We start from the raw sequence: 26,584 nt of genomic DNA, 5'->3' as shown, positions 1-26,584 counted from the left end.
GCAGTTGGCCACACCGTCAAGGCGGCTCGCCTCTTCGGCTCAACCGAGGTCACCGTTCTCGAAAGGCTGATCGACAATCTCGAGGCAGAAGAACCCGCATCCATCACACAGCCTCGCATGGGCGGCCTGGTGTATCGCGCGTCTGGGAGGCTGGAACGGCTATGCAAAGGAGCGACCACCGGGGCCCATCACCTTCTGCAACGGCCTCACGCGCTTCCACGCCATCGCAGACGGCTTCGCCCTTGCCAAACCAAACTGACCCCGAAGCAAATGTGTGCGCACGCTAGCCCCCTTGTGGGAGAAGGGAAGAGCGCTCACTCCGTCTTCACCAGCACCGCGCTTTCGAACTCCAGGACCATGTCGCCGGTCGACTCAAAAGCCTCGCATCGCAGCGCCAGCAGCCGCCAGCCGGGGCGTGAGGCGATCGGGCGGTGCGACAGCGCGGTGCGCGTGAAGGTGATGGTTTGCCCGGCATGGACCGGCTTCAGCCATTTCAGGTTCTTGAAACCGGGCGAGGGGCCGAATTCCGGCATCGGACCGGGACCGCTCCACGCGGCAATCTCGGCATCCATGCGGTTTTCGAGATTGAGCTTCATCCAGATCGCCGCCGTGTGCCAACCGGACGCGCAGAGCCCGCCGAGCACGCTCTTCTTCGCTGCGTCCTCGTCGATATGGAAGATTTGCGGGTCGTATTTGCGGGCGAAAGCCTTGATCGCCTGGGGCTCGAATGTGTGCGAGCCGAGCGTCACGGTGGTGCCGATGCGGAAGAATTCGTCCAGTGTCATGCTTGGCCCCCCGCGGCATCGCGCGTGAGGAACATGACGGAATTCTCAAGCTCGAAGACGCTTTCGCCGCGCTGGTTGAACATCTCGCCGCGCATTGTCACGAAGCCGAGTTGCGGCTTCGATTTCGACAGGCGCTTGGCAACAACCACCAGGGTGCCGGTGAGCTGGTCGCCGGCCAGGACTGGCTTCTTCCATTTGACGTGGTCGACACCGGGTGCGCCCTGGCAGGTGGAGTCCAGCAGGAACGCATCGCACAGCATTCGCATGAACATGGCGCAGGTGTGCCAGCCCGAGGCGGCCAGCCCGCGCAGAATGCTGGCCTTGCCGGCTTCCTCGTCGAGGTGCATCGGCTGCGGGTCGAATTCTGTGGCGAATTCGACAATCTCGGCGGCGCTCACCAGCTTCGAGCCAAGATCGAGCGACGCGCCCTCGACGAAATCCTCATAGGCCCAGGTTTTTGGTTTTGCAGTCATGGTCTGAAATCCGGCTCACGAACCCGCGATCCCTATGGATCCAGGTTTCCGGATGCAGGCCGCGGTCCATTTGGTCAAGAGATTTCTATAACGCCAGACCCTGGCTGCACGGCCTTTGACAAGCGGGTCAGAGCCAGCCGCGGCGGCGGAAATACCAGAACGGCAGGATCGCCGACAGCACCATCATGGCAATGGCGAAGGGGTAGCCCAGTTCCCATTTCAACTCGGGGATGACGTCGAAGTTCATGCCGTAGATCGAGGCGACCAGCGTGGGCGGCAGGAAGATGACGGCGGCGACCGAGAAGATCTTGATGATGGCGTTCTGCTCGATCGAGATCATGCCAAGCGTGGCGTCGAGCAGGAAGGAAATCTTCTGCGACAGGAAGGTGGCATGGTCGGCGAGCGACAGCACGTCGCGCGACAGCGTCTTGATGCGCGCCTTGGTGTCCTTGCTCATCTTGGTGCGGGTCGAGGCATGCGCGAAAAACCCGGCCAGGCGCTGCAGCGAGATCAGGCTGTCGCGGATCGAGGAGGCGATGTCCTCCTTGCGGCCGATGGCTTTCAGGAGTTCCTGGAAGTCACGATTGCGCTTGGAAACCTTGGTCGACCGCGCCTCGAAGATGTCGCGCGAGATCGCCTCGATGTCGCGGCCGGCGCGTTCCAGAATATCGGCGAGGCGGTCGACGATCGCCTCCAGCAAGCCGACGAGGATGGTGTCGCCGCTGGTGCAGCCGGTCGCCACCTTCTCGGCGCGCTGCGGAAAGGTCTTGAAGGCCTTCGGCTCGTGGTAGCGCACGGTGATCAGCCTGGTGCCGGCGAGCACGAAGGTGACAGGCGACATCAGCGGATCGTCGATTTCCGTCTGGGCGGGCAGCGTGGCGGTCATGAAATAGGCGCCGTCCTCGACATAGAGGCGGCTCGAAATCTCGATCTCCTCCATCTCCTCGCGCGTCGGAATGGCAACGCCGAGCCAGGTCTCGATCGCCGCTTCCTCTTCCTTGGTCGGGTTGAGCAAGTCGGCCCAGACGACATTGTCTTGCAAGAGGTCATCGACGGCGCGCAGCCGATCATTGTCCACGACGAAGGCCTTGATCATCGCCGGTCTCCCTTGCTGGGGCCAAAGGGTGCGTTCGGATTGACGCGCTGTTTCGGATTGCACGGTTCTCGGCGCCAGCGCCGGCCGCGTGCCTGCCGCTTAAACCTGTGACGTGACAAAATCAAGACAAGCGGCTGTCCGGCGTATGAGCACCGGGAGCTCGGAAAACCTCGTCGATAAAACCTTCGTGGATAGCCCGCCGGGATGTTTTGGACACCCGGCCGATCGAGGCGTCAGGTGTTGAACTTGAACAGCAGGATGTCGCCGTCCTGGACGACATATTCCTTGCCTTCGTCGCGCGCCTTGCCGGCTTCCTTGGCCGCCACTTCGCCGCCAAGCGTGATGAAATCATTGTAGGCGATGGTCTGGGCGCGGATGAAGCCGCGTTCGAAGTCGGTGTGGATCACACCGGCCGCCTGCGGTGCCTTGTCGCCCTTGTGGATGGTCCAGGCCCGCGTCTCCTTCGGCCCGACGGTAAAATAGGTGATAAGCTGCAACAGCTCGTAACCGGCGCGGATGACCTTGTTCAGGCCGGGCTCGTCGAGGCCGAGCGAAGACAGGAACTCCATCTCCTCCTCGTCCGAAAGTTGGGCGACTTCGGCCTCGATCGCGGCCGAGATGACGACGGTGCCGGCGCCCTGCGCGGCGGCCATCTTCTCGACGGCCCTGGTGTGTTCGTTGCCGGTGGCGGCGTCGGCCTCCGCGACGTTGCAGACATAGAGCACGGGGTGCGAGGTCAGAAGGTTCAGGCCCTGCAGAATACGCAGGTCTTCCGCCGAAATGCCTTTGAGCAGGATGCGGGTCGGCTTGCCTGCCTGCAGAAGCTCGAGCGCTGCCTCCATCATCGGCAGCACGGTCGTCGCTTCCTTGTCCTTGCTGCCGGCGCGCTTGCGGAATTGCACGATGCGGCGCTCGAGGCTGTCGAGGTCGGCGAGCATCAGCTCGGTCTCGACCGTCTCGGCGTCGGCGACGGGGTCGATGCGGCCCTCGACATGGGTTATGTCGTCATCCTCGAAGCAGCGCAGCACATGCACGATGGCGTCGACCTCGCGGATGTTGGCGAGGAACTGGTTGCCCAGCCCTTCGCCCTTCGAGGCGCCGCGCACCAGGCCGGCAATGTCGACGAAGGAGATGCGGGTCGGGATGATCTCCTTCGACTTGCCGATGGCGGCGATCTTCTGCAGGCGCGGGTCGGGCACCGCGACCTCGCCGGTGTTCGGTTCGATGGTGCAGAACGGATAGTTGGCGGCCTGCGCCGCCGCCGTCCTGGTCAACGCGTTGAAAAGCGTCGATTTGCCGACGTTGGGCAAGCCAACGATGCCGCATTTGAAACCCATTTTTGTCCGGTCCTATCGGGAAAATAGAAATTTGATCAGGGCTATGGGCGATCGGGGTGATCAACGTCAAGCCCCGTGGCGCCGATCCCGCTCAGTCCTTGCCGCCGAACAGCTTCTTCAGCATGGCGGCCATCGGGCCGGTCTCAGGCAGTTTGGCGGGGGCCTGTTGCGGGCGTGCCTGGCGGATGTGACTCTGCTGTTTGGTGGCCTGCTGCTTGGGCGCCGGCTTTTCCGGTTCCGCGCCGCCCTTGCCCTGGACGGCGAGGCTGGCCTTGTTCATGAAGCCGGATTCGTCGCCCTTGGCGATCATCGCGGCATTGTCGGCGATTGCCGCGAGCAGCGGTTCGAGCCATTCGCGGTCGGCCTTGTCGAAATCGCCGAGCACATGGTGCTGGACCATTTCCTTGATGCCGGGATGGCCGACGCCGATGCGCACGCGGCGATAGGCGTTGCCGACATGGCCGTCGATCGAGCGGATGCCGTTATGGCCGCCGGCGCCGCCGCCGGTCTTGATGCGCAGCTTGCCTTCGGCAAGGTCGATCTCGTCATAGAAGACAGTGAGTGCGGAAAGCTCGAGCTTGTAGAAGCGCAGCGCTTCGCCGACCGACTGGCCGGACAGGTTCATGAAGGTCTGCGGCTTGATCAGGACGATCTTTTCGCCGCCGAGCGTGCCTTCAGAAATCAGGCCCTGGAACTTCTTCGACCAGGGCGAAAAGGAATGGCGGCGGGCGATTGCGTCCGCCGCCATGAAACCGACATTGTGGCGGTTGTTGGCATATTTCGCGCCCGGATTGCCGAGACCTGCAAACAGCAGCATCGCCTGCTCCGGGCGTGAAAGAGTTACTTCTCTTCGGCGACGGGAGCCGCTTCAGGTGCAGCCACTTCAGTCGTCTCTTCCGCCTCCGGCTTCATCGCCGACGAACCGGCAATGGTCGCGACGGTGAAGTCGCGGTCGGAGATCACAGGCTTCACACCAGCTGGCAGCTTGACCGCCGAGATGTGGATCGAGTCGCCAATGTTGGCGCCGGTGAGATCGACGGTGATGAATTCCGGGATCGCATTGGCCGGGCAGTGGAACTCGACTTCGTGACGCACGATGTTGAGCACCCCGCCGCGCTTGATGCCGGGCGACTTGTCCTCGTTGATGAAGTGGACAGGCACGTCGACATTGACCTGGGTGTCCTTGCCGATGCGCAGGAAGTCGACATGGACAGGGAAATCCTTGACCGGGTCGAGCTGAAAGTCCTTCGGCAGGACCTGGATCTTCTTGCCGTCGACATCGATCGTGGCGATCGTGGTCAGGAACCCGCCGCCATGGATCTTGTAGTAGATGTCCTTGTAGGTGAGCGCGATAGCCAGGGGAGGCTGCTTGTCACCATAGATTACTGCAGGCACTTTACCGTTGCGGCGAACTGCACGGGCGGACCCCTTACCGACCTGTTCGCGTGCTTCGGCCTTGAGCTCGTAAGTGTCGTGGCTCATGGCATTTCCTTTCGGTTTGTTCTGGAGCGCTCACGGTTGGCAGAGTGCCTGGACCGTAAACGTCGAAAGCCGCCGGGTGAGGCGGCCTTCCGCCGCGTTGCCTCCAAGGGTGTCTACGCGGGTGGCGGCTCTATAGCGGAAGGCGGCCGGAGGCGCAAGCCAAAGGCAATCGGCAGAAGTGCGCCTGAAATTCCGGCCTCATGTCATTTCCGGGCGAATGCCGAATCTAGCCCATTGGTTAAACCTTAATTAAAATATTTAGTATCATTTAAGTGTCTATTAGTCGGTGCCGGTGACCAAGGGGATGCTGTATGGCGCGAAACATGGACGCGAAGCTCGACGAGCATAGCCTGATAACGTCGAAACTGGTCAAGAGGCATCGCGGGACGTCGCCCGATATTGTCGATGCGGGCGAACTGAAAGAGCGATCCGCGGAACTCGCACTTGTGCTTGATCTTGCTTACCAGGCGTTCAGGAGGGAGGGGCCGGCTGGATTGGTAGTCGACCGTTTAGCGGGCCGGCTCCACGAGCTTCGCAGGCATTCCGCTCCCGCTATCTGGCAGCAACTCATTCCGTTGGCCCAGCAGCATCGCGTTGCAGAGTATCTGATGCAGGATCCGTTCACGCGCTGGTCGTTCGAAAAGCCGCGAGGGTATTCGGGCGACGCGAGCCTGCTGGACATTTACTACAAGCACCCCAGCGCAGACCAGGAGGTGGCTTCTTCGACCCCGCTTGGCCGGGAGATTTACGCCTACACCAGCGAGGCAGCGAGTTCCGCGGCTGGACGCGAGCGTCGCGACATTCTCGCCAGAACGGTGGACGAAACGGCCCTTCGGGTCGAGAATGCCGAAGTGCTTGCGATTGCCTGCGGCCATCTTCGCGAAGCGGAACTCTCCGAGGCGCTCGCCGGGGGAAAATTAAAGCGCTGGATCGGATTGGACCAGGACCCGATCAGCGTAGCCATCGTCAACCGCGATCTGGCCGGTACCGCGGTCGAGGCGGTGGATGGCTCCGTGCGTGGCATTCTTCGCCGCGCCTACAAACTTGGCACGTTTGATCTCGTCTATGCGTCGGGTCTCTATGATTACCTGCCGGCGGCCATTGGCATCCGCCTGTTTCAACGCGCCATGGAAATGGTCAAGCCCGGTGGCGAATTCCTTTTTGCCAATTTCAGCGACGAGATCACGACGGACGGTTACATGGAAACCTTCATGGATTGGCCGCTGATCCTGCGTTCGGCTGACGATATGTGGGACATCATCAAAGGCGCGGTCGACATGAATCATGTCGAAGCTGAAGTCTTCCATGGATCAAACCGAAACATCGTTTACGGCAAAGTCCGGAAAGTGTGATCCCCTTGGGATTCAGGCTTCGGTGCTTGTTTAGCGGTGGGTCGACGAAGATGTTGCTTGTCGAAGCTCACAGTCCGTCATTAGACCGTGACTTCAGGAGGACAATCGGGCAGCGGTCATCAATCTTAATTTAGGAAAGTTGTATGTATCGTGCGAAACATTCCGTAAGCGCGATGCATTATGGTGCTGATCTTGGGAGCCTTGGCGCGGCTGCGATGCGGAAATCGGGCCATCGATTGAAGGCAGGGCGGTGAATTCCTGTTTGGCCGGGCGAAACTAGGATCGGTACATGACCCACACGTTGGCCGATGTGGTTGAGGACGATGTCCCTCAGCAAAGGGAAGAGACCTGGTCGGAAGTGCGCCAGCTCTACCGACAGGAAGGTGAGCATGCCCGCAGAAAGGCTGCCCGGCAGGGGCTTTGGCTCGCGGTCGCGGTCTATCTGCAGTTCTCCATCATCGACATACTGCTGATTCCGGACGTTGCCGCTTACACGATCGCCGCCCGCTTCGCGGTCAGCGTGACGGCGCTTGCCGTCGTCGAAATACAGTCTCGCATGAATTTCAGGACGGAGTCAGTTGAGTTTGCCTGCGCGGGGGCCCTGGTCTCGGGCTATGTAGGTTGGCTGGTTCCGGCAATCATGACCGGATATGCCCAGAATTTCTCCTATTTCATGATTTTTGGCGCGATCTTCATGATGGGTGCCAACCTGTTCTTCCGGTTCCAGTTTCTTCTTTCAATTGTGTCGTCGGGCATAGTCCTGATGGCCTTCTTCGTCGCTCTGTATTTGTTTCCAGCGACCGGTTCCTATCAGATCGCAATGGGCACGTTTTACATTTCTTGTTTCACATTCACCTCGTATGTGAACTGGAAACTGAATGAGGAGCGCTACAACGTCTTCCTGAACGCCCTGGAAGCCAAGATCCAACACAACGAGGCGACCGAACGCGGTAAGGCCCTGCTGAGATTGTCGCGGACCGATCCGCTTACGGGTCTGGAGAACCGGCGGGCGATCGACGAGAAGCTGCGGGACTACTGGAATGATTGGCAAAAGGTTGGCACCAGTTTTGGGGCGATCCTCATCGACGTGGACTTCTTCAAGAAGTTCAATGACTGCTACGGCCATCAGGAAGGCGATCGCTGCCTGATCCATGTCGCCAATGCCCTTAGCGAAATGATCAGGCGGTACAATGGCTCCATCGGCCGCTACGGCGGTGAAGAGTTCATTATCCTGGCTCGCGTGGAGAACAAAGAGCAGATCCTGGAGATCGCGGAAGCCATTTGCAGCACGGTGGAGAACCTGGCGCTCACCCACGAGCTGCGGCGCGACGGCGTCTCGATCGTGACGGTGAGCGTTGGCGCTGCATTCACCAGGACGCAGACCGGGGCTAAGCTGGAGAAGATCATCCACGAGGCTGATCGCGCACTCTATCTGGCAAAAGCCGGCGGCCGAAACTGTGCCCGGCTGTTCGACCCAACCGATCCCCAGAGCAGCGACGAGAGCGAGAACATTGCGGCTTTGCTGAAGATCGCAATCGGCCAGAACCTCGTTTCACTCGTTTATCAACCTATCCAGGATGTCAAAACGGACCGGGTCGAAGCCGTAGAGGCTCTGATGCGCCTCAAAATGCTGGACGGTACATCGGTTCCGCCGAGCCTGTTCATTCCCGTCGCGGAACGAACCGGCGCGATCCTGGAACTAGGGCGCTGGGCAATAAGAACGGTGTGCGCCGAGCTCCTTGCGGACGACCACGTCCGTGTCGTCAGTGTCAACGTCTCTCCGATCCAGCTCAAGACACCCGGTTTCGCAACGTCTGTCGCGACCATTCTGGGCGAGACCGGCGTCGCTGGCAGCCGGCTGGCCTTCGAAATCACCGAAGGGCTGGAGATGGAGATGCATTCGGACATTCTTCGCTGCATCAGCGACCTGAAGCTGCTCGGGATCAAGATTTGGCTTGACGACTTCGGGACGGGCTTCGCGGGCCTTTCGTGGCTTCGCCTGATCGATTTCGATACGGTGAAGATCGACCGCTCGTTCCTGCACGACTGCAGCGCCCCCAACGGCAAGGCAATGCTCCAGGACATTATTACGCTGGTTCGAAATCGCGGCCACAAAATCCTGGTCGAAGGGGTGGAAACCGACGAACAGATGGCTCTCATGCGCGAATTCGGCATAGACAAGGTCCAGGGCTTTCATGTCGGCCGTCCCGCCCCCGCCGTCAGTTTCCAGGCAAAGCGGGCCATGCGCAAACGCCCATTTGCCGTGCTTAAGTCCGCATGATGACGGTGCGGGCGGTGGCACTGTGGCTTGTTCCCGACGTTTGGCTCGGACCGCTGCGTGACCCACCATGGGTCAAAAGCTGAAGTTTGAACCGCGCTCGTTTCCAGCGCCTGTTGATCGCCGCCGGCCGTTAACGAGGCGGGCCGGGCTACCGGCCACCGCTCAACGCGTTGCGCAGTGCCTGGATCTGCCGGTTCAGCGCGTCGAGCTCGCCCACCGTCATCCCTGAGCGCTCGATCAAGGTTTCGTTGAGGCAGTTGCACTGGACCAGCAGCGCGCGCCCGGCCGCGGTCAGATCGACCTGCACCTGGCGCTCGTCGACCTGGCTGCGCTGGCGGGTCACGAGTCCGGCCTGCTCCATTCGCTTTACCAGCGGCGTGACGGTGCTCGATTCCAGGGCGAGCCGGTGGGCGACCGTGCCGACCGACATGCCGTCCGCCTCTGCCAGCGCGTTGAGCACGAGGTACTGCGGGTATGTGATCCCCATCTCATCCAGCATCGGCTTGTAGGTGCGGTTGATCGCCATGCTGGTGGCGTAGAGCGTGAAACAGAGCTGATTGTCCAACGGGAGAGGCACGGCGAATTCCTTCTTGCCGACACGACCATTAATTCGATACCACGAAAAATGATATCGCGATATACATCTCTATAGACAGGAGTTTTGGGTTGCGCTATCTATTTCGTTGTCGCGATATTGTTTATCGCGAGAACAACAGAACGGAGATTGAGATGACCTCGCACACCAAGCCCAGCTCCGGCAGCGGCACGATCACCACCAAGGACGGGACGCAAATCTACTACAAGGACTGGGGGACCGGGCAGCCGATCGTCTTCCATCATGGATGGCCATTGAGCAGCGACGACTGGGACGCCCAGATGCTGTTCTTCCTGTCACAAGGCTACCGTGTCATTGCCCATGATCGCCGCGGTCACGGCCGCTCGACCCAGACGGATATCGGCAACGAGATGAATACCTACGCCGCCGATGTCGCGGAACTGGCCACTTATCTGGATCTCAAGGGCGCCATCCATGTCGGTCATTCGACCGGTGGCGGTGAGGTGGCGCGCTATGTCGCTCAATATGGCTCGGGTGGCCGTGTCGCCAAGGCGGTGCTGATCGGCGCGGTGCCGCCAATCATGCTCAAGACCGCGGCCAATCCCGGCGGCCTGCCGATCGAGGTTTTCGACGGCTTCCGCTCCGCCCAGGCAGCCAGCCGCGCCCAGTTCTTTCGCGACATTCCGGCCGGTCCGTTCTACGGTTTCAACCGACCCGGTGCGCAGGTCTCTCAAGGGGTCATCGACAATTGGTGGCGCCAGGGCATGATGGGCGGCACCAAGGCGCACTACGACTGCATCAAGGCCTTCTCGGAAACCGACTTCACCGAGGATTTGAAGGCGATCGACGTGCCTGTGCTGGTGATGCATGGTGACGACGACCAGATCGTCCCAATAGCCGACTCGGCGCTGTTGACGATCAAGCTGCTCAAGAAGGGCGAGCTCAAGGTCTACAAGGGCTTCCCGCACGGCATGGCCACGACCCATGCCGATGTCATCAATGCCGACCTGCTGGCGTTCTTCAAGGCCTAGAATCGTCCAGTTAGATAGACAAAGGCACCCGCCGTCAGGCGGGTGCTTTGTGCTTTCATCGAAATGTCCGCGGGACAGTGCCTATTTGGCGAGAAAACCAGTGATCAGCTTGACGGTGGCGTCGGGGTTTTCCTCCATGATCCAGTGACCGGAGTCGGGCACGATGCCGCCCGTGACGTCGGTGGCAACAAGCCGCAGGATATCGGCCTGCGTGGTGCCGGCGGATTTTTCCCCGCCAACTGCCAGCACCGGCATGGTCAGTTTACCGCCGGCGGCGAGCATCGCTTGGTTGTCGATCGCGTCCTGGTCAAAGGCCTTGAACTGCTCGAAAGCGTCATGCATCGCATGCGGGCGGGCATAAAGTTTGGCATAGTGACCGCGCGTTGCCTCGTCGATCTTCTTGGGGTTGGCCGACAGCTCGTTGTAGAAGCGGTCGAGATAGATGCGCTCGCGACCCGCGACCAGCCGCTCCATGTCTGGGCCGCGGAAGTTGAAGTGCCAAAGCAGCGGGCTTTGCTTGATCTTTTCCCAGTCGCCGATTCCGGGCAGCGGCGCATCGATGATGACCCAGTTGGTGATGCGCTTGGGATATTGCGCGGCAAGCGCATAGCCGACCATGTTGCCAATGTCGTGCGTGACCAGGTCAGCCTTGTCGATCTTAAGCGCGTCCATCACCCCGGCGATGTCGACGGCCTGGTTCTTCTTGGTGTAGCCCGCTTCCGGGTGAGCGGACAGACCCATGCCGCGCAGATCCGGCACGACGACGGTATGATCCTTCGCAAGTGCGGCCGCTGCCGCGCCCCACATATCTCCGGTATCGGCAAAGCCGTGCAGCAGCACGACGGCGGGACCCTTTCCGCCTACGCGCACATAGAGTTTGGTGCCATTGGTTTCGACGGACCGCGTCTTGAAACCCGGTGGAAAAGCAACGATGCGTGCCGTAGCCGGCAAGGTAACAAGAAGCACACCCAACACGGCCAACACGATCTTGCGCATATCATTCTCCAGAGACATTGAGTAACCAAACCTACAGTCTACAGCGCGCGGCTGACAAGCCGCCGTCAGGCGGTGCCTTTCTGCTGTCAGGCGATGCTTAAGCCGCCGTCGATCAGCATTTCCGCACCGACCATGAACGGGATTCGTCGGAGGCAAGAAACACCACCGCATTGGCAATTTCCTCGGCGGTTCCGAAACGGCCGGCAGGTACCAGGCCGACGACGGCTTTCGCGCGCGCCTTCGCCGCTTCGGGGTCCAGCCCAAGCTTGTCGTTGAGTGGCGTGTCGATCGGGCCGGGGCTGATCACATTGGCGCGGATGCCGCGCCCGTGCCGATGCCGCCGGTAATCAATGCGGCCTTGCCTTTCAGTCTGGACATGGCGATTGCCTTCCTGGCGCGGAGCCTTCATTAATCTCCTAACGGCTTTTCACCCGGCGTATGGTGAAAGAATCAAAGAGGGCGCAGCAAATGCCGCGCCCTCGTATCAATTCCGGAAGATAAGCTGATTTTTAGCTGGTCGCCGCCTGTGCCTTCCTGGCTTCTTTCATGTTCGGCAGGAACACGGTCAGCAGCCCAAGCAGCGGCAGATACGAGCAGATCTGGAAGACATAATCGATGCCCTTCACATCGGCGACCACGCCGAGCACGGCAGCCGCGATGCCGCCCACGCCGAAGGCGAAGCCGAAGAAGATCCCGGCGATCATGCCGACACGTCCCGGCACCAGTTCCTGGGCGAAAACGACGATGTTGGAGAAGGCCGATGACAGGATCAGCCCGATCAACACCGTCAGCACCATCGTCCATTCCAAGTTGGCGTAGGGCAGGGCCAGCGTGAAGGGCAGCACGCCGACGATGGAGAACCAGATCATGGCCTTCTGTCCATAGCGGTCGCCGAACGGGCCGCCGAGCAGGATGCCCAGCGCCGAGGCGCCGAGGAACAGGAACAGCATGACCTGCGACATCTGCACCGAAACCCCGAACTTATGCATGGAATAGAACGTGTAGTAGCTGGCGAGGCTGGCGATGTAGGCGTTCTTGGTCAGCACCAGCAAGGTCAGCACCGCCAATGCCCACATGACCTTGCGGCGCGGGAAGGGCGAGACGAAGCTTGCCGTCTTGCGGTTGCCCTGTGCGGCGCGCAGTCGGCTGTACCAGCCGCCGACCCGCCACAAAACGATGATGCCGATCAGCGAGCCGACGGCAAACCACGAAATGCTGGTCTGGCCGAAGGGCACGACGATGAAGGCAGCCAGCAGCGGCCCCATGGACTGGCCGAAATTGCCGCCGACCTGGAACAGCGACTGCGCCAGGCCGAAGCGGCCGCCGGAGGCGAAGCGGGCGATGCGCGAGGATTCCGGATGGAAGATCGCAGAGCCGATGCCGATCAGCGAGGCGCCGATCAGAAGCAGCGAATAGTGCCCGGCATAGGCGAGCACGACCAGGCCGATCAGCGACGACGCCATGCCATATGGCAGCGAATAGGGCATCGGCCGCTTGTCGGTGATCATGCCGATCATCGGCTGCAGCAGCGATGCGGTCACCTGGAAGGTGAAGGTCAGGAGGCCGATCTGCCAGAAATCGAGGCCGTAATTCTCTTTCAGCAAGGGATAGATGGCCGATAGCAGCGACTGCATGATGTCGTTGATGCAGTGGCAGAAGCTCACCGCCAGGATGACGGTGAAGGCCGTCGCCTGGGCTGAAGCGTGACTGGCGCTCGCCGGTGGGGCGACGCTGGCGGCTGTCGTATCGGTCAAGGTAGGCTCCGTGGTCTTTTTGGCGGGTAGGCCCGCAGCGCAAACTCGCGGCACTGCTGAAGGCCGCCTTAACGGACGCTCCCGTGGAGCGCCTTGAAGGACGCCCCTACGGAGCGCCTTGGGACGGTTGCCTTATAAGCTGCTTGCGGGGTGACTTCTTTCGTGGTTTGGTCCAATAGTTTCGCAAGTGGGCCATACAGGGTGCCGCACGGCAAAGAAGTCTTTCACGCCGGTAGTGTCGATCTCGAGCAGTTGCACGAGCGCCGCTGGCAGTGGCTGGAGCAAGTCGCCGGGCCGGCGGTGGCGCTGCCGACCGAATATCCTGACGGTTACCGTGTGCCGCAGCACCGCCACAGCCGCAGCCAGTTGCTGCATGCGCTGGTCGGCGTCGTGCTGGTGACGACGCGCTACGGGCGCTGGATGGTGCCGCCCGACCATGCGATGTGGATTCCAGCCGGCACGGAGCATTCCGTCGAGATGCTGGGCGATGTCTCCATGCGTTCCGTCTATGTCATGCCGCAGGCGATCCCCGGCCTGCCCGAAGGCTTGCGCGTCGTCGGCGTCACCGACCTGATGCACAGCCTGATCGTGGAATCGGAAAAGCTGCCGCGGGGCAGCGAACTGGAAGGTCGCGGCGGGCTGATCATGAATCTCCTGCTGCATGAGATTCCGACCCTGCCGGAACGGCCGCTCGGGCTGCCGTTCCCGTCCGATCCCAGGCTGTCGGCTCTGTGCCGGCGCTTCGTCGCCGCACCTTCGCCGCACGCAACGATCGACGAGTGGGCCGATGCCGCCGGCATGAGCCGCCGCTCCTTCACCCGCGCCTTCCAGCGCCAGACCGGGCTGTCTCTGTCGACATGGCGCCAGCAGGCCTGCCTGTTCGCGGCCCTGCCCAGGTTCGCCGATGGCGAGCCGATCACCAGGGTGGCGCTCGATCTCGGCTATGACAGCGTGCCGGCCTTCATCACAATGTTCAAGCGCATGCTGGGCGCCTCGCCGCGCGGCTATATGCGCGGCGCACGTGAAAGCGGTGAAAGCGCGCGTCGCCTGATCAGTCCGGTTCGGCTGGAAAGCCCCGCGCCGTAGGGGCAGGTATCGGTCTTAGTCGAAGAGACTGGACACCGATTCCTCGGTCGCCGTGCGCGAGATGGCTTCGCCCATCAGGTCGGCGATCGAGATGACGCGGATGTTGGGCGCGTCGAGCACGCCTTGCGTCGGCTGGATGGAATCGGTGATCACCAGTTCCTGCAGCTTCGAGCCACTGATGCGGGCAACCGCACCGCCCGACAGCACGCCGTGCGTGATATAGGCGGTGACGCTGGTGGCGCCGTTGGCCAGCAGCGCATCGGCGGCATTGCAAAGCGTGCCGCCGGAATCGACGATGTCGTCGATCAGCAGGCAATCCTTGCCGGCGACCGCGCCGATGATGTTCATGACTTCCGATTCACCGGGACGCTCACGGCGCTTGTCGACGATGGCGAGCTGCGCGTCGAAGCGCTTGGCCAGCGCGCGGGCCCGCACCACGCCGCCGATGTCGGGCGACACCACAACGACATTGCCGAGCTGCTTGTATTTTGCCTTCACGTCGCGGGCCATGACCGGCACGGAAAACAGATTGTCGGTCGGGATGTCGAAAAAGCCCTGGATCTGGCCGGCATGCAGGTCGAGCGTCAAGACGCGGTCGACGCCGGCGCGGGTGATCATGTTGGCGACCAGCTTGGCCGAGATCGGCGTGCGGCCGGAGGCGCGGCGATCCTGCCTGGCGTAGCCGAAATAGGGGATGACCGCGGTGATGCGCTTGGCCGACGAGCGCATGAAGGCATCGATCATGATGAGCAGTTCCATCAGATGATCGTTGGTCGGGAACGAGGTCGACTGCAGGATGAAGACATCCTCGCCGCGCACGTTCTCCTGGATTTCAACGAAGATTTCCTGATCGGCGAAGCGCCTGACACTGGCCTTGCCCAGCGGGACGTTGAGGTACCGGGCGACCGCTTCGGCCAGCACCCTGTTGGAATTGCCCGCGAAGAGTTTCATGCACGGTTCCTGGTGGAGGATGGCGGGACCTGACGGACTCGCCTGCGCCCTTTAACCGGGCTTTTAGCGGCCCGCGCCGGTATTGCAAGCGCCGAGATCGGGAATCCGCCGGCTAATCTCAAGTAAAGCCTCGCGCCATCGCCGGTGGGCAACAGGGAGCAGCGGGCTTCCGCTGTTCCTTCTTCTCGTTGGGCATCGGATTTTCCCAAAACCGTCTCCACTTTTGGGTCCGATGCCTCTAGCCCGCCTTGCCGCCAAGCCAGGCCGCGAACTGGTCGATGGTCTGGTCGGCGATCGTCTGCATGGTGGCCGGCGAGACCGCCTTCCAGCTGTCGCCGCCGCTGCCGCCGGAATTGACCGAAGGCGCCTTCTGCTGGCCATTGATGCGGTGCAGGCGGTTGCCGGCCGGGTCATAGACGTCCCAGACATAGATGACGGTGGTGTCGGTGCCTTCAGACATCGTCGAGAAATAGCCTTTGAGCACATGCGTCGGGGTCTGGTCGGCGCTGCCGGCGAGCGTAATGCCGCGCTGCCGGGCGCGCGTCTGCAGCTCCGCCGTCAGCGGTGTCGCGGCCTCGACCGAGGCGCCGACGATCGGGGCGATCTGCAGACGGGTCTTCGCCAGGACGGCGGCGCTTTGCGCTGGTGTGACCGGTGTGGTGGCGGTTGTGGGAGCGCCCGCCACGGTGGTGGCAGGCGACGCCGGCGCCGGAACCGCTGCTGCCGTGTTGCCTTGCGTGGCGGGCAGCGTCTGGGCCGATGTCGCGGGCGGGGTGATGGCCGACGGTTCGAGCACGTCCTTTGCGTTGGTGCAGGCGCCAAGAGCCAATGCCACAAGCAATGACACGGTCGTCACATGCGATCGTCTCATTTGCCTTCTAACTCCTTGGCGAAGAACGCCTCTCATTATGGATTCACTGTACGATCAAGTCGAGATCATGGCGGGACAGCGGCTTGGGCTGGGATTCGGTGGTCAGGTAGGTGCGGCCAAGCGTCATCGCCGTCTCGGTTTCGGAATCCATGATGATCATGTGGGCGAACAGCGTCATGTTCGGCGCGATCGGTTCTGGGTTGCCCTGGTAAAACATCGGCATGTCCATCCAGGACGGCGTGAAACGGGCGCCGACCGAGTAGCCGCAGGCGTTCAGCCGGTGCTTGGTCAGGCCGTGCGCCTCCATGGTGCGGGCGTGGGCATCGAACACGTCGCCGAAGCTGTTGCCCGGCGCCATCGCCTTCTCGACGGCCAGAAGAGCGGCGCGGGCGGCGTCGAACAGCTCCTGATGGCGCTTCGAGACCTTGCCTGTCAGCACCGTGCGCATCATCGGTGCATGGTAGTGGTTGAAGACGCCGGCCCATTCAAGCGTCAGCTGGTCGTTCTTGGTGAGCTTGCGGCGGCCGGCCTTGTAGCGGCACAGCAGCGCGTCGACGCCGGAACCGATGATGAACTCGTTGGCCGGATAATCGCCGCCGCCGGCGAAGACCGCGCCCTGCATGGCGGCCAGGATCAGGGCTTCGTCGCCGCCCTGCTTGATCAGCGGCAAGGCCGCGTCGAGCGCGTCGTCGGAGAGATTGGCGGCTTTCTCGGCCTTGGCGATCTCGGCCGGACTCTTGAACAGGCGCAGCCGGCCGACGATGCCGGATGCATCGGCGATCTGGCCAAAGGTCTGCAATTGCTCATCCAAGCGGCGGCCGTTGAAGGCGGTCAGGCCATGGGTGTCGTATTCGACGCCGATACGGGCGCCGAGCAGGTCGAGCTCGTTGAGCAGGTTGCGCAGGTCGACCGCCGGGTTGGCGCCGTTGCGGTCGGTCCACAGAACGATGTTGTCGATGATCGAGGTCTGGCGCGCCTGGCGCAGATCGGCCGAGCGGGTCAGAAGCACCATCGAACCGTCGGCCTTCACCACCAGGCACTGGAAGAAGCAGAAGCCGAACGTGTCGTAGCCGGTCAGCCAGTACATGCTCTCCTGCGCGAACAGCAGGATGGCGTCGAGCTTCTTCTCGGCCATCTCGATCATCAGCCGGTCGCGCCGCGCGTCGAATTCGGATCGTTCAAAATGCAGCGCCATTATTCCCTCTCCAAAACGATTGCCGAAACCTGCCGGCCGTAATCGGGCTCCTTGCGGTGCGTGGCGCGCCGGTAGGAGTAGAACAGATCTTCCTCGGCATAGGTGCAGCGTCCGAGGCCGTCGGCTGCTACACCGGCCTTGGCCAGACGGTCGACCGTGTAGCGGTTGAGGTCGAACATCGCATGGCCGGCGTTGGCGGAAGGCGCGAAATAGCCGATGTTTTCGGCGTCGGCCTCGACAAAGCGGGCAACGAATTCCGGCCCGACCTCATAGTTATCAGGGCCGATCGAGGGGCCGAGCACGGCGACGATGTTTTCGCGACGGGCGCCGAGGCTTTGCATGGCGAGGATGGTGTTTTCGAGCATGCCTGTGAGGGCGCCTTTCCAGCCGGCGTGTGCGGCGCCGATGATGCGCGCCTGCGGGTCGGCGAACAGGACCGGACCGCAATCGGCGGTCGAGGCGCCGATGGCGATGCCCGGCCGGTCGGTGACGATGGCGTCTGCCTTGGGGCGTTCGCCGGCAAAGGGTTCCCGGGCAATGACGACATCGGGCGAATGGATCTGCCAGGCGGTCAAGAGATGGGTTGCCGGTACACCCATCCAGGCTGCGACGCGGCCGCGGTTCTCGGCCACCAGCGCCTGATCGTCATCCGATCCGGTGCCGATGTTGAGGCCATGATAGATGCCGCTGGAGACACCGCCAATGCGGGTGAAATAGCCGTGGCGGATGCCTTGTGCCCGCGCCTTGTCCAGCAGCGGCGACCGAACGGGATCCGGTTTGGTCTGATTCAGCATGCGGGCGTTGTTGTCCGTGTGGGCGGTTTCGTCAAGAAGAAGGTGCTTCGTCGAGAAGAAGGCGAGGCTGGCGGTCCGGCCGCTTTTTTTACCGGACGGGAGATTGGGAGGGGCGGCGGTGAAAAGTCAATCCGCCGCGAAGGGCGTTGTTGCGGAGAGTGGGGCGGCCACGCCGCGCGGCAGCACCGCAAGCACCTTGAACAGTTCGCCCATGGCGTGCGGGCCGGCGAGGCGCTCGACGGCTTCGGTAATCTTGTCGCGCGCCGCCTGGGAGGCATCGGCGCCGAGCCGGCCGGCGCGTTCGAGAATGCCCATGCCGAGCAGGAAATCGCCCTGCGTCGACAGATGGGCGCCGAGGCCCTGCGCGCGAACGGCTGCGGCAAGGGCGCCGAAATCGACATGGGTGGTGAGGTCGGCCCCGCCGGGATTGGCCAGCACATCTTCGTGATTGTGGCCGCGCAAGGCCTGCAGCGTGTCCCCGACGCCCGGCTGGAGATGGCCATAGTCGAGGAACAGGCCGGCACCGCCATGCTTGGATATGCGCTCGGCAATGGTCGCCATCAGCGCCGTGCGGGCCGGCGCCACTTCGACGATAGCGCCTTGCGGTGCGTCAGCGGCATCGGCGGGCAGCAGGGTCGGATCGACCGAACCGGCACCGGCGAAGAAGCGCAGCTCATTGGTGTCGTCGAGGCCGACCATGCGCTCGCGCCAGCCGGCGCCGGCGCGGACGAACTGGCGGACGGGCACGGCGTCGAACAGTTCGTTGCCGACTATGAACAGCGGCTGTTGCGGCAAGGTCTCGATGGTCTCGTGCCAGCCGATCACGAAGGGTGTGACGCCAAGCGTCTGTTTCTGCACCTCGGCCAGACGCGGGCTAGTCTCGATCATGGCGAAGGCGGCGCCGTTGGCCAGATCAGGATCAAGCCGCGACAGGGTGCGCAGCATGTCCTTCATCAGCGTGCCGCGGCCAGGGCCGATCTCGGCGATGGTGGCCGGCAGCGGCCGGCCGCTCGCCAGCCAGGCCTGGTACATCCACACAGCGACCAGTTCGCCGAACATCTGGCTGATCTCCGGCGCGGTTATGAAGTCGCCGGCCGTGCCGAAGGGCTCGCGCGTCGTGTAATAACCGTCCTGCGGGTCGAACAGGCACAGTGCCATGTATTCGTTGATCGGGATCGGCCCCAACGCCTCGATCAGGTCGACGATGCGGGTTTTCAGCCGTGTCATGCCGGCCGCGGCTGCGCCACCGGCTTGGCGGTCAGCATCGCCCAGATGCCGGCCAGCACCATCGGCGTCGACAGGATCATGCCCATGGTCAGCCAGTTGGTGCCGAGGAGATAGCCGAGCTGCTGGTCGGGCTCGCGGAAGAACTCGACGAAGATGCGCGACAGGCCATAACCGCAAATGAAGGCGCCGCCGACGAAGCGCGGCGTCTTCAGCTTGAGGCGCGAATGGGTGAGGATGCGCAGCACGAGGAACAGCGCCACGCCCTCGAGCAGTGCCTCGTAGAGCTGGCTCGGGTGGCGGGCAAATGGCCCGCCATTGGGGAATTCGAATGCCCAGGGCACGTCGGTTGGCCGCCCCCACAGCTCGGAGTTGATGAAGTTGGCGATGCGCACCAGGCCAAGGCCGACCGGCACGCCGGCGGCCACGACGTCAAACAGCGACCATGTGCGGATGCCGCGCTTGATGGAAAACAGCGTCATGGCGAGGATGACGCCAAGCAAGCCGCCATGAAACGACATGCCGCCTTGCCAGACCGCGAAGATGTCGAGCGGGTGGGCAATGTAACGCGCCAAATCGTAGAACAGCACATAGCCGGTGCGGCCGCCGAGCACGACGCCGATGGCCGCCCAGACGATGAAATCGTCGAGGTCTTCCGGCTTCATCGGCAGGACGCCATTCGGCCACAGCTTGGCATTGGCGGCGAGCCGCTTGGCGTACCACCAGGCGAACAGGATGCCGACGATGTAGCCGATGCCGTACCAGTGCACCGCCAGCGGTCCGATCTGGATGAGGATCGGGTTGATGTTGGGGAAGGGTAAGGAGGCCAGCGGCAGCAGGAAATATTCGTTCAACGGGGAACTCTCGATTGCGAACGCGTTTGGGCGCGGACCATGCGGCAGGCTTTTGGCAGGGTCAAGGCAAGGTGGGCGCCGTCAACTGTCGGGGAACAGGATCGGTCCAAGGTCCATCGCGCCGTGCAGGATGTGCAGTATCTCTATGGTTTCTGGGGCCAATGCGATAGAAAATCAGATAGTTGCCATGGACGCGCCGCCGAATGCCTGAGGATCGATGCCGCTCGAAGAGTGGATACCGCTCCGGCATGGGGCGCAGTTCCATGCAATCGCGGCGCAATTCCTGAATGAACGTCACCGCACGAAATGGGTTGTGCAGCGCGATGTAGTCACCAATGGCTGCAAGGTCCGCTTCAGCCCGACGGGTGAAGACCAGCCGCTTCACCTGTTCTTCTCTGCCATCGCCTTGTATTTGGCTTCGAGTCTGTCCAGCACCTCGTCGCCGGGTTTCACCCGGCCGGCGTCGGCATCTGCAATGCCTTCCGCTAGGGCTGCGTCGAGGGTGGCAAGGCGCTTTTCCCGCTCTTCGACGAGGCGGACGCCCTCACGCAGCACTTCGCTCTTCGAATTGTAGCGGCCGGTGCTGACGAGCTGGTTTACGATATCTTCGAGACGGGTGCCCAAGTCGGCGCTAATGGCCATGATGATGTTCCCAAAAAGACACCCCAGATAATAATAGTTATTGATCGAACTTGCCAGTGATTTGAGCAAGGGCAGATCCGACTTGATGCCGCAGCAGGCTTCAACGTTCTTGCATTCCGCGCGCAGCGCCACTACGTCATTTCGAGCAAGCGAGGATTTGCCATGTCGACCGGACCGAACCGCATTCTCGATGAATTCGCCAAGCTGATGACCGACGCCGCCGGGGCCGCGCAGGGCGTGCGTCGTGAGGTCGAGACCGCCTTCAAGGGCCAGGCCGAGCGCATTCTCAACACCATGGACGTGGTGCAGCGCGAAGAGTTCGAAGCCGCGCGCGAGATGGCCGCCAAGGCCAGGGAAGAAAACACCCGTCTTGCCGCCCGCATCGAGGCGCTCGAGGCGAAGCTTGCCGAACTGGCGGGTGACGCCGCACCGGCGGCGGCGGCCAAGCCCCGCGCAAAAAAATAATCGTTAAACTTTTCCACATAGCCCGATCCTGAAAAGCGCTTTGCCGTGAATCGCTTAACGGCATTGCATGAATCTTTGTGACAGCGGCTTTCCACATGCGAATGACGCAGTGCGAAAAATTGGGCTGTTCACGCGACTCCCGATCAATAGACTGAATTTGTTGCATGATTCGGAGCAGGGTCATGCAGCCGGGCGGTGGGTCCGGTCTGGGGTCTTTGCGCGAAGAAAGTCCTGGCCGTCCGAGTTCTAGACAAGATTGTTCGTTGTGTGTGCCCTCCCGCGGAGCGTGTGGCGGCGCTCGTACAGAACGACAGGAAGCATTCCATGGAACTTCTCGAACTCGAATTCTCCCGCGAAATCCATCCGGTGGATGTTATCGAGCAGGTGGCCCACAACAACGACTGGTCCTTTGAGCGGGCCGGCGACGACGAGATTTCGATCTCGGTTGCCGGAAGCTGGACCGACTATCACGTCTCCTTCTCGTGGATGGAGGATTTCGAAGCGCTGCACCTGGCCTGTGCCTTCGACATCAAGGTGCCGGAGACCCGCGCGCTGGAAGTGATGCGGCTGCTGTCGCTCATCAACGAACAGATGCTGTTTGGCCATTTCGACCTCTGGGAGCAGGAGGGCGCGATCATGTTCCGCCAGTCGCTGCTGTTGGCCGGTGGCGTCGAACCATCGAGCCAGCAGGTCGAAGTGTTGCTGTCGTCAGCGCTGGAAGCCTGCGAATGCTATTTCCAGGCTTTCCAGTTCGTCGTCTGGTCGGGAACCTCGGCCAAGGACGCATTGGCCGGCGTGCTGTTCGAGACCTACGGCAACGCCTGAACCACGGTAAGACGGAAGATGAGTTCGAGCAGCGCGCTTAAGCCCGAGATCAGTTTTGCCGATTTCGATCGTGTCGACATCCGCGCCGGCACGATCGTCGAAGCCGAACCGTTTCCGGAGGCGCGCAAGCCGGCATTCAAGCTGAAGATCGATTTCGGCGCCGACATCGGCATCAAGAAATCGTCGGCGCAGATCACCAAATACTATGCACCGGAGACGCTGATCGGCCGGCAGGTGTTCGCGGTGGTCAATTTCCCGCCGCGCCAGATCGGGCCGTTCATGTCGGAAGTGCTGACGCTCGGCTTTCCCGACGAGGAGGGTGCCGTGGTGCTCGGCGCCATCGAGCGCAAAGTGCCGGACGGCGGCAGGTTATTTTAGGCCGCCAGCTTCCGCGTCGTTCCCAGTGCTTCCTCGACCGTGTCGAGGAACATTTCCGCGCAAGCCTTCCAGCTGTAGCGCATGGCGCGTTCGCGCGCCTGCGCGCGGTCGACGTTGAGCGCGGCGAGCGCTGCCTCGCGCAGATCATTGGAAACAGCGCCGCCAAAGCCGTCGCCGACGATGTCGATCGGCCCTGTCACCGGATAGGCGGCGACCGGCGTGCCGCTGGCCAGCGCCTCGATGATGACGTTGCCGAAAGTGTCGGTGCGGCTCGGGAAGACGAAGACGTCGGCCGAGGCATAGATCTCGGCCAGTTCGTCATTGGGGCGGTGGCCTAGGAAATGCGCCTGTGGGTATTTCGCCTTCAGCCTGGCAAGCTCGGGACCCTCGCCGACGACCACCTTGCTGCCGGGCAGGTCGAGGTCGAGGAAGGCGCTCAGGTTCTTTTCGATGGCGACGCGGCCGACGCAGAGGAAGACTGGCCCGGGGAAGCCGAGATCCTTCTTCTTGTCCGGCCGGAAATGGTCGGTGTCGACGCCGCGCGTCCAGGGCCGCAGCTTGGTGAAGCCGCGCGCCGAAAGGTCGTCGGCCAGCGATTGGGTGGCGACCAGCGTGCCCTGGCCGGAATTGTGGAAATCGCGCAGCCAGCGATAGGCCCAGCTTTCCGGCACCGGCAGGCGGGCGCTGAGATATTCGGGAAAGCGCGTGTGATAGCTGGTGGTGAACGGCCGGCCGGCATTGCGGCAATAGCGCCGCGCCATGATGCCGAGCGGACCCTCGGTGACGATATGGATATGGTCGGCCCTGCCGGCCTTGATCAGGCGCGCGACATGGCCGGGCGTGGTCAGCGCCAGCCTTATGTCCGGATAGGTCGGTAAGGGCAGTGTGCGAAAGATGTTGGGCGTCAGGAAATCGACCGCGACATCGAAGGATTTCAGCGTTTCGGTAAGCCGCTCCAGCGTGTGGACGACGCCGTTGACCTGCGGGCGCCAGGCGTCGGTGACCATCAATATCCGCATGGCGGCCCTTTGCAGGAAAGGTCGATGGTTGCCTTGAGACGATGCCGGAACGGCGACCGGCCTGCTACCCTCGCTTCGCTCCGGCGCACCCGGGCGGGCACGGGGTCGAAGTGAGGCGGCAAGGCCGAATCAATTGAGGTCGCGCGTTTCATGCGCGCTCTTGATCATGGTTTCATGACGGGCGGATGAAGCCCGGTCCTCCGCGGATTATGCGGGAACCTTGATCACCGCTCGCAGGCCGCCGAGCGGGCTGTCGTCCAGGGTGATGTCGCCGCCGTGACTGCGGGCGATGTCGCGGGCAATCGACAGGCCGAGCCCGGTGCCGCTGGCGTCGAGGTTGCGCGCCTCGTCGAGCCGCACGAAAGGCTTGAACACGTCTTCGCGCCTGTCGGCCGGAATGCCTGGACCGTCATCGTCGATGGTGACCAGCAGCGAGCCGCGGCCATGGGTGGCGTTGACCTCCACCGCCTTGGCGTAGCGGAAGGCGTTGCCGATGACGTTGGACATCAGTCGGGCGAAGGCGTTCGGCCGCACATGCACATCGGGGTCGCCGGCAAGCGTCGTCGACAGCTTGCGCTTGCGCAGCCTGGCCTCCTCGCCCAGCTTCTCGAAATAAGCTTCGAGATCGAACCGTCCGGCGTCTTCCGAAGCCTCGCCACGGGCAAAGGCGAGATAGCCTTCGAGCATCGACTGCATGTCGTCGATGTCCTGGTCGAGTGCCGCCTTGGTCTCGGCCTTGCCGCCGGCCAGCGCCAACTGCAGCTTGAAGCGGGTGAGGATGGTACGCAGATCATGACTGACACCGGTCAGCATGGCGGTGCGTTGCTCGATCTGGCGTTCGATGCGCTCGCGCATCTGCATGAAGGCAAAGCCGGCGCGACGAACCTCCTCGGCGCCACGCGGCCGGAAGTCGCGCGGCATCGGCCGGCCCTTGCCGAAGCTTTCGGCGGCTTCGGCAAGCGTCAGGATCGGCCGGATCTGGTTGCGCAGGAAGGGGATGGCGATCATCAGGAGCACGAGCGAGGTGCCGACCATCCAGATCAGGAAGATGTGGGTATTCGAGGCATAGGCCTGGCTGCGGCGCACGAAGACGCGCAGCACCTTGTCCTCGAGCTGGACGCGTACCTCGATGATATTGGAATTGCCGACCGTGTCGATCCAGAACGGCCGGTTGATCTGGCGGGTGATTTCGGATGAGAGAACGTCATCGAGGATCGAAAAGAACGGCTTGGGTCCTGGCGGCGGCAAGGGATCGGGCGGCAGCAGGTCGACCTTCAACTGCATGCGGTCCTGGGCGATGCGGATGATGCTGGTGTAGTCGGCGTCGTGCGGGTAGGTCTCGATCAGGTCGACGATGGCGGCGATGTCGCGCACGGTGGCTTGCGACAGGCGCTGCGTCACGGTTGCCCAATGGCGCTCCATGAAGACGAAGGCGACGACCGATTGCAGCAGGATCATCGGCGCGATGACGATGATCAGCGAGCGGGCATAGAGCCGCTTGGGCATATAGAGCGAGACGAGGCGCCAGAAGCGGTTCCAGGCGCGTGGCACCGCCTTCAGCGGCCGCGTGGCGCGTGCGCTCAAGCCGCCATTGCCCGGCTGTTCCAGTTCCGTGGTTGCCATTCGCTCTTTTCGCTTGCCCGCGGCCGTTCAGCCGGCCGCAGGCGGCATTCTATTCCACGCTGAGCCGATACCCAATACCGCGCACGGTCTGCAGCCAGACCGGATTGGACGGATCGCGCTCGATCTTGCGGCGCAGCCGGTTGATCTGGACATCGATGGTGCGCTCGCCGACTTCCGAATCGTCGCCGACAAGCTCGTGGCGGGGTATCGTCTCACCTGCCCGCGCAGCGAAGATCGCCAGGATCTCCTGCTCGCGGTCGGTCAGCTTCAGCGCCTCGCCGCCACGCTTCAATTCGCGCCTGGCGATCTGGAAGGTGTAAGGGCCGAAAACCAACTGCTCGACCTTCGGCGTGGTCGCCGGGCCGCCGCGGCGCAGGATGTTGTTGATGCGCAGGATCAGCTCGCGCGGATCGAAAGGTTTCGGCAGATAGTCGTCGGCGCCGGCCTCCAGCCCGCTGATGCGGCTGTCGGTCTCCGACAGCGCCGTCAGCATCAGGATCGGCACGTTCTTTTCGGCGCGCAGCGACTTGGTCAGGTCGACGCCTGTCTCGCCGGGCATCATGACGTCGAGCACCAGAAGGTCGAAGTCGAGGCCGGCAAGTTTGCGCCTGGCTTCGTCGGCATTGCCGGCGACGGTGACGCGAAAGCCGTTTTCGGTCAGATACTGCTTGAGAAGATTGCGGATGCGGGTGTCGTCGTCGACCACAAGCAGATGCGGTGCGTCATCGTCCGGTGCGGCCGCGTGATCTACCCGTTCAGTGCTCTCCATGGTTTTTCCCTGACATTTTTGCGGACCCCAGGTCGATCTGCGCTCTCAGTTCCGGATCGACCATCGCTTCGAGGAACCGTTCCACCAAGGTCCGTTCGGTTATTCCGGAATCTTCCAATGCAGCATGGATGCGGCGCGACTGTGGCCGCGCCAGCGCCAGCGCCAGCGCACGGCCCTTGGCCGTCGGATAAAGCTCCCGCTGGCGGCGGTCGCGTGGACCTTGCAACTGCACGACATGATCGGTGTCGATCAACTGCTTGAGCACGCGGGCCAGGCTCTGCTTGGTGATCTTCAGCACGTCGAGCAGTTCGGCGACCGTCAGGCCCGGCCTGCGGTTGACGAAATGCAGCACCCGGTGATGGGCACGGCCGAAACCGTAATCGGCCAGGATCTGATCCGGATCGGAGGTGAAGTCACGATAGGCGAAGAAGAGCAATTCGATGATGGCGAAGTCGATGCCGTCCTCGTCTGACATCGCGGTCCTGATCGGTTTCCCGGCTACGTGGCTACGATCCGTCATCATTTCTCCGTGGGAAAGAGAGATTATGTCAGTACTATTGACGTAATTTCCCTGCAATGGTAATTTTTGACAAGCTTTTGGGCGCATTGCGAACGAAAAGGCAAGGCAAGCCGGTTTTTCCGGAACTTCCTTAGTTTGCCAGAGCGCAATTATCCGCCTACGCTCCTGAAAAAGCCGCCTTCGATAGGCGACAAGAACACACAACGACAAAACACTATGCGGGCT

At 62.4% G+C, this 26,584-nt stretch carries 29 protein-coding genes; 7 read left to right on the top strand and 22 right to left on the bottom strand.

What is annotated here, in order from left to right:
* Positions 1-314: 314 nt before the first annotated feature.
* The 6 genes from NKG99_RS02925 to NKG99_RS02900 form a co-directional block, all read right to left on the bottom strand.
* Complete coding sequence (locus tag NKG99_RS02925) at positions 315-785, bottom strand: MaoC family dehydratase (RefSeq protein ID WP_352863948.1); 471 nt, start codon at positions 783-785, stop codon at positions 315-317.
* Positions 782-1,258 carry a MaoC family dehydratase gene (locus NKG99_RS02920; protein ID WP_352863946.1) on the bottom strand — a complete coding sequence of 159 codons (477 nt, stop codon included), beginning with the start codon at positions 1,256-1,258 and terminating at the stop codon, positions 782-784. The genes NKG99_RS02925 and NKG99_RS02920 overlap by 4 nt, the downstream gene beginning before the upstream one ends.
* A gap of 127 nt (positions 1,259-1,385) precedes the next feature.
* Positions 1,386-2,354, bottom strand: a complete 969-nt coding sequence (corA, locus tag NKG99_RS02915) for a magnesium/cobalt transporter CorA (RefSeq protein WP_352863944.1) — start codon at positions 2,352-2,354, stop codon at positions 1,386-1,388.
* 233 nt (positions 2,355-2,587) lie between these two features.
* Positions 2,588-3,691, bottom strand: coding sequence for a redox-regulated ATPase YchF (gene ychF, locus NKG99_RS02910; RefSeq protein WP_352863942.1), 1,104 nt, complete (start codon positions 3,689-3,691; stop codon positions 2,588-2,590).
* 91 nt (positions 3,692-3,782) lie between these two features.
* Complete coding sequence (gene pth, locus NKG99_RS02905) at positions 3,783-4,508, bottom strand: aminoacyl-tRNA hydrolase (RefSeq protein ID WP_352863940.1); 726 nt, start codon at positions 4,506-4,508, stop codon at positions 3,783-3,785.
* 23 nt (positions 4,509-4,531) lie between these two features.
* The gene (locus NKG99_RS02900) at positions 4,532-5,173 is read right to left on the bottom strand and encodes a 50S ribosomal protein L25/general stress protein Ctc (protein ID WP_352863938.1); all 642 of its coding nucleotides are present in this window, start codon (positions 5,171-5,173) and stop codon (positions 4,532-4,534) included.
* A 311-nt stretch (positions 5,174-5,484) separates the two neighbouring features.
* Between NKG99_RS02900 and NKG99_RS02895 the strand changes: the two genes are divergently transcribed.
* Together NKG99_RS02895 and NKG99_RS02890 are read left to right on the top strand one after the other, a co-directional pair.
* Entirely contained in the window at positions 5,485-6,525 is a 1,041-nt protein-coding gene (locus NKG99_RS02895; RefSeq protein ID WP_502910943.1) for a class I SAM-dependent methyltransferase, read from the top strand.
* 289 nt (positions 6,526-6,814) lie between these two features.
* Positions 6,815-8,806 carry a putative bifunctional diguanylate cyclase/phosphodiesterase gene (locus NKG99_RS02890; protein ID WP_352863934.1) on the top strand — a complete coding sequence of 664 codons (1,992 nt, stop codon included), beginning with the start codon at positions 6,815-6,817 and terminating at the stop codon, positions 8,804-8,806.
* A gap of 148 nt (positions 8,807-8,954) precedes the next feature.
* Here the strand turns inward: NKG99_RS02890 and NKG99_RS02885 are convergent, their stop codons facing one another.
* Positions 8,955-9,383, bottom strand: coding sequence for a MarR family winged helix-turn-helix transcriptional regulator (locus NKG99_RS02885; RefSeq protein WP_352863932.1), 429 nt, complete (start codon positions 9,381-9,383; stop codon positions 8,955-8,957).
* Between the two features lie 152 nt (positions 9,384-9,535).
* Here NKG99_RS02885 and NKG99_RS02880 point away from each other — a divergent pair, with 152 nt between their 5' ends.
* Complete coding sequence (locus NKG99_RS02880) at positions 9,536-10,393, top strand: alpha/beta fold hydrolase (protein ID WP_352863930.1); 858 nt, start codon at positions 9,536-9,538, stop codon at positions 10,391-10,393.
* A gap of 81 nt (positions 10,394-10,474) precedes the next feature.
* On the opposite strand, the gene NKG99_RS02875 is transcribed toward NKG99_RS02880, so the two are convergent.
* From NKG99_RS02875 to NKG99_RS02865, 3 genes are all read right to left on the bottom strand, one after another.
* The gene (locus NKG99_RS02875; protein WP_352863928.1) at positions 10,475-11,389 is read right to left on the bottom strand and encodes an alpha/beta fold hydrolase; all 915 of its coding nucleotides are present in this window, start codon (positions 11,387-11,389) and stop codon (positions 10,475-10,477) included.
* Positions 11,390-11,501: 112 nt separating this feature from the next.
* Positions 11,502-11,798 (bottom strand): SDR family oxidoreductase, encoded by a 297-nt coding sequence (locus NKG99_RS02870; RefSeq protein WP_352863926.1) that lies wholly within the window; start codon positions 11,796-11,798, stop codon positions 11,502-11,504.
* Between the two features lie 100 nt (positions 11,799-11,898).
* On the bottom strand, positions 11,899-13,143 hold the full coding sequence (locus NKG99_RS02865; RefSeq protein WP_352863924.1) for an MFS transporter: 1,245 nt from the start codon (positions 13,141-13,143) through the stop codon (positions 11,899-11,901).
* A 201-nt stretch (positions 13,144-13,344) separates the two neighbouring features.
* Between NKG99_RS02865 and NKG99_RS02860 the strand changes: the two genes are divergently transcribed.
* Complete coding sequence (locus tag NKG99_RS02860; protein ID WP_352863922.1) at positions 13,345-14,229, top strand: AraC family transcriptional regulator; 885 nt, start codon at positions 13,345-13,347, stop codon at positions 14,227-14,229.
* Positions 14,230-14,244: 15 nt separating this feature from the next.
* Here NKG99_RS02860 and NKG99_RS02855 read toward each other — a convergent pair whose 3' ends face one another.
* From NKG99_RS02855 to NKG99_RS02820, 8 genes are all read right to left on the bottom strand, one after another.
* Positions 14,245-15,180, bottom strand: coding sequence for a ribose-phosphate pyrophosphokinase (locus NKG99_RS02855; protein WP_015316090.1), 936 nt, complete (start codon positions 15,178-15,180; stop codon positions 14,245-14,247).
* Positions 15,181-15,418: 238 nt separating this feature from the next.
* Complete coding sequence (locus tag NKG99_RS02850) at positions 15,419-16,051, bottom strand: hypothetical protein (RefSeq protein ID WP_352863920.1); 633 nt, start codon at positions 16,049-16,051, stop codon at positions 15,419-15,421.
* Positions 16,052-16,094: 43 nt separating this feature from the next.
* Positions 16,095-17,246 (bottom strand): M24 family metallopeptidase, encoded by a 1,152-nt coding sequence (locus NKG99_RS02845; RefSeq protein ID WP_352863918.1) that lies wholly within the window; start codon positions 17,244-17,246, stop codon positions 16,095-16,097.
* Entirely contained in the window at positions 17,246-18,040 is a 795-nt protein-coding gene (pgeF, locus tag NKG99_RS02840; protein WP_352863916.1) for a peptidoglycan editing factor PgeF, read from the bottom strand. The genes NKG99_RS02845 and pgeF overlap by 1 nt, the downstream gene beginning before the upstream one ends.
* Before the next feature lie 126 nt (positions 18,041-18,166).
* Positions 18,167-19,267 carry a class I SAM-dependent methyltransferase gene (locus tag NKG99_RS02835; protein ID WP_352863914.1) on the bottom strand — a complete coding sequence of 367 codons (1,101 nt, stop codon included), beginning with the start codon at positions 19,265-19,267 and terminating at the stop codon, positions 18,167-18,169.
* Positions 19,264-20,118, bottom strand: coding sequence for a prolipoprotein diacylglyceryl transferase (gene lgt, locus NKG99_RS02830; protein WP_352863912.1), 855 nt, complete (start codon positions 20,116-20,118; stop codon positions 19,264-19,266). The genes NKG99_RS02835 and lgt overlap by 4 nt, the downstream gene beginning before the upstream one ends.
* Before the next feature lie 61 nt (positions 20,119-20,179).
* A complete protein-coding gene (locus NKG99_RS02825) occupies positions 20,180-20,503 on the bottom strand; it encodes a type II toxin-antitoxin system RelE/ParE family toxin (protein WP_352863910.1) in 324 nt (107 codons plus the stop codon).
* Positions 20,500-20,760 (bottom strand): type II toxin-antitoxin system ParD family antitoxin, encoded by a 261-nt coding sequence (locus NKG99_RS02820; protein ID WP_352863974.1) that lies wholly within the window; start codon positions 20,758-20,760, stop codon positions 20,500-20,502. The genes NKG99_RS02825 and NKG99_RS02820 overlap by 4 nt, the downstream gene beginning before the upstream one ends.
* A gap of 162 nt (positions 20,761-20,922) precedes the next feature.
* Here NKG99_RS02820 and NKG99_RS02815 point away from each other — a divergent pair, with 162 nt between their 5' ends.
* The 3 genes from NKG99_RS02815 (at position 20,923) to NKG99_RS02805 (ending at position 22,428) form a co-directional block, all read left to right on the top strand.
* Positions 20,923-21,225, top strand: coding sequence for an accessory factor UbiK family protein (locus NKG99_RS02815; RefSeq protein WP_109659791.1), 303 nt, complete (start codon positions 20,923-20,925; stop codon positions 21,223-21,225).
* A gap of 324 nt (positions 21,226-21,549) precedes the next feature.
* Positions 21,550-22,050, top strand: a complete 501-nt coding sequence (locus tag NKG99_RS02810; RefSeq protein ID WP_013893499.1) for a type III secretion system chaperone family protein — start codon at positions 21,550-21,552, stop codon at positions 22,048-22,050.
* 18 nt (positions 22,051-22,068) lie between these two features.
* Positions 22,069-22,428, top strand: a complete 360-nt coding sequence (locus NKG99_RS02805; RefSeq protein ID WP_352863908.1) for a tRNA-binding protein — start codon at positions 22,069-22,071, stop codon at positions 22,426-22,428.
* Here NKG99_RS02805 and NKG99_RS02800 read toward each other — a convergent pair.
* The 4 genes from NKG99_RS02800 to NKG99_RS02785 form a co-directional block, all read right to left on the bottom strand.
* Positions 22,425-23,447 (bottom strand): glycosyltransferase family 4 protein, encoded by a 1,023-nt coding sequence (locus NKG99_RS02800; protein WP_352863907.1) that lies wholly within the window; start codon positions 23,445-23,447, stop codon positions 22,425-22,427. The two genes, NKG99_RS02805 and NKG99_RS02800, sit on opposite strands and share 4 nt — an antisense overlap.
* 207 nt (positions 23,448-23,654) lie before the next feature.
* Positions 23,655-25,070, bottom strand: a complete 1,416-nt coding sequence (locus NKG99_RS02795) for an ATP-binding protein (RefSeq protein ID WP_352863905.1) — start codon at positions 25,068-25,070, stop codon at positions 23,655-23,657.
* A gap of 49 nt (positions 25,071-25,119) precedes the next feature.
* On the bottom strand, positions 25,120-25,839 hold the full coding sequence (locus NKG99_RS02790) for a response regulator (RefSeq protein ID WP_352863903.1): 720 nt from the start codon (positions 25,837-25,839) through the stop codon (positions 25,120-25,122).
* Positions 25,826-26,359, bottom strand: coding sequence for a MarR family winged helix-turn-helix transcriptional regulator (locus tag NKG99_RS02785; RefSeq protein WP_352863901.1), 534 nt, complete (start codon positions 26,357-26,359; stop codon positions 25,826-25,828). Before NKG99_RS02785 ends, NKG99_RS02790 begins: the two co-directional genes overlap by 14 nt.
* Positions 26,360-26,584 lie beyond the last annotated feature (225 nt).

The sequence above is a fragment of the Mesorhizobium sp. M1409 genome, assembly GCF_040317535.1.
Lineage (GTDB): Bacteria > Pseudomonadota > Alphaproteobacteria > Rhizobiales > Rhizobiaceae > Mesorhizobium.
The sequence above is the reverse complement of the archived record's forward strand: the minus strand, read 5'-3'. Positions and strand labels throughout refer to the sequence as shown.

Bases quoted from the DNA above. Each gene is read 5' to 3' on its own strand.
- NKG99_RS02925 (WP_352863948.1), bottom strand. From the start codon at position 785: ATGACACTGGACGAATTCTTCCGCATCGGCACCACCGTGACGCTCGGC.
- NKG99_RS02920 (WP_352863946.1), bottom strand. From the start codon at position 1,258: ATGACTGCAAAACCAAAAACCTGGGCCTATGAGGATTTCGTCGAGGGC.
- corA (WP_352863944.1), bottom strand. From the start codon at position 2,354: ATGATCAAGGCCTTCGTCGTGGACAATGATCGGCTGCGCGCCGTCGAT.
- ychF (WP_352863942.1), bottom strand. From the start codon at position 3,691: ATGGGTTTCAAATGCGGCATCGTTGGCTTGCCCAACGTCGGCAAATCG.
- pth (WP_352863940.1), bottom strand. From the start codon at position 4,508: ATGCTGCTGTTTGCAGGTCTCGGCAATCCGGGCGCGAAATATGCCAAC.
- NKG99_RS02900 (WP_352863938.1), bottom strand. From the start codon at position 5,173: ATGAGCCACGACACTTACGAGCTCAAGGCCGAAGCACGCGAACAGGTC.
- NKG99_RS02895 (WP_502910943.1), top strand. From the start codon at position 5,485: ATGGCGCGAAACATGGACGCGAAGCTCGACGAGCATAGCCTGATAACG.
- NKG99_RS02890 (WP_352863934.1), top strand. From the start codon at position 6,815: ATGACCCACACGTTGGCCGATGTGGTTGAGGACGATGTCCCTCAGCAA.
- NKG99_RS02880 (WP_352863930.1), top strand. From the start codon at position 9,536: ATGACCTCGCACACCAAGCCCAGCTCCGGCAGCGGCACGATCACCACC.
- NKG99_RS02875 (WP_352863928.1), bottom strand. From the start codon at position 11,389: ATGCGCAAGATCGTGTTGGCCGTGTTGGGTGTGCTTCTTGTTACCTTG.
- NKG99_RS02870 (WP_352863926.1), bottom strand. From the start codon at position 11,798: ATGAAGGCTCCGCGCCAGGAAGGCAATCGCCATGTCCAGACTGAAAGG.
- NKG99_RS02855 (WP_015316090.1), bottom strand. From the start codon at position 15,180: ATGAAACTCTTCGCGGGCAATTCCAACAGGGTGCTGGCCGAAGCGGTC.
- NKG99_RS02850 (WP_352863920.1), bottom strand. From the start codon at position 16,051: ATGAGACGATCGCATGTGACGACCGTGTCATTGCTTGTGGCATTGGCT.
- NKG99_RS02845 (WP_352863918.1), bottom strand. From the start codon at position 17,246: ATGGCGCTGCATTTTGAACGATCCGAATTCGACGCGCGGCGCGACCGG.
- pgeF (WP_352863916.1), bottom strand. From the start codon at position 18,040: ATGCTGAATCAGACCAAACCGGATCCCGTTCGGTCGCCGCTGCTGGAC.
- NKG99_RS02835 (WP_352863914.1), bottom strand. From the start codon at position 19,267: ATGACACGGCTGAAAACCCGCATCGTCGACCTGATCGAGGCGTTGGGG.
- NKG99_RS02820 (WP_352863974.1), bottom strand. From the start codon at position 20,760: ATGGCCATTAGCGCCGACTTGGGCACCCGTCTCGAAGATATCGTAAAC.
- NKG99_RS02815 (WP_109659791.1), top strand. From the start codon at position 20,923: ATGTCGACCGGACCGAACCGCATTCTCGATGAATTCGCCAAGCTGATG.
- NKG99_RS02810 (WP_013893499.1), top strand. From the start codon at position 21,550: ATGGAACTTCTCGAACTCGAATTCTCCCGCGAAATCCATCCGGTGGAT.
- NKG99_RS02805 (WP_352863908.1), top strand. From the start codon at position 22,069: ATGAGTTCGAGCAGCGCGCTTAAGCCCGAGATCAGTTTTGCCGATTTC.
- NKG99_RS02800 (WP_352863907.1), bottom strand. From the start codon at position 23,447: ATGCGGATATTGATGGTCACCGACGCCTGGCGCCCGCAGGTCAACGGC.
- NKG99_RS02795 (WP_352863905.1), bottom strand. From the start codon at position 25,070: ATGGCAACCACGGAACTGGAACAGCCGGGCAATGGCGGCTTGAGCGCA.
- NKG99_RS02790 (WP_352863903.1), bottom strand. From the start codon at position 25,839: ATGGAGAGCACTGAACGGGTAGATCACGCGGCCGCACCGGACGATGAC.
- NKG99_RS02785 (WP_352863901.1), bottom strand. From the start codon at position 26,359: ATGACGGATCGTAGCCACGTAGCCGGGAAACCGATCAGGACCGCGATG.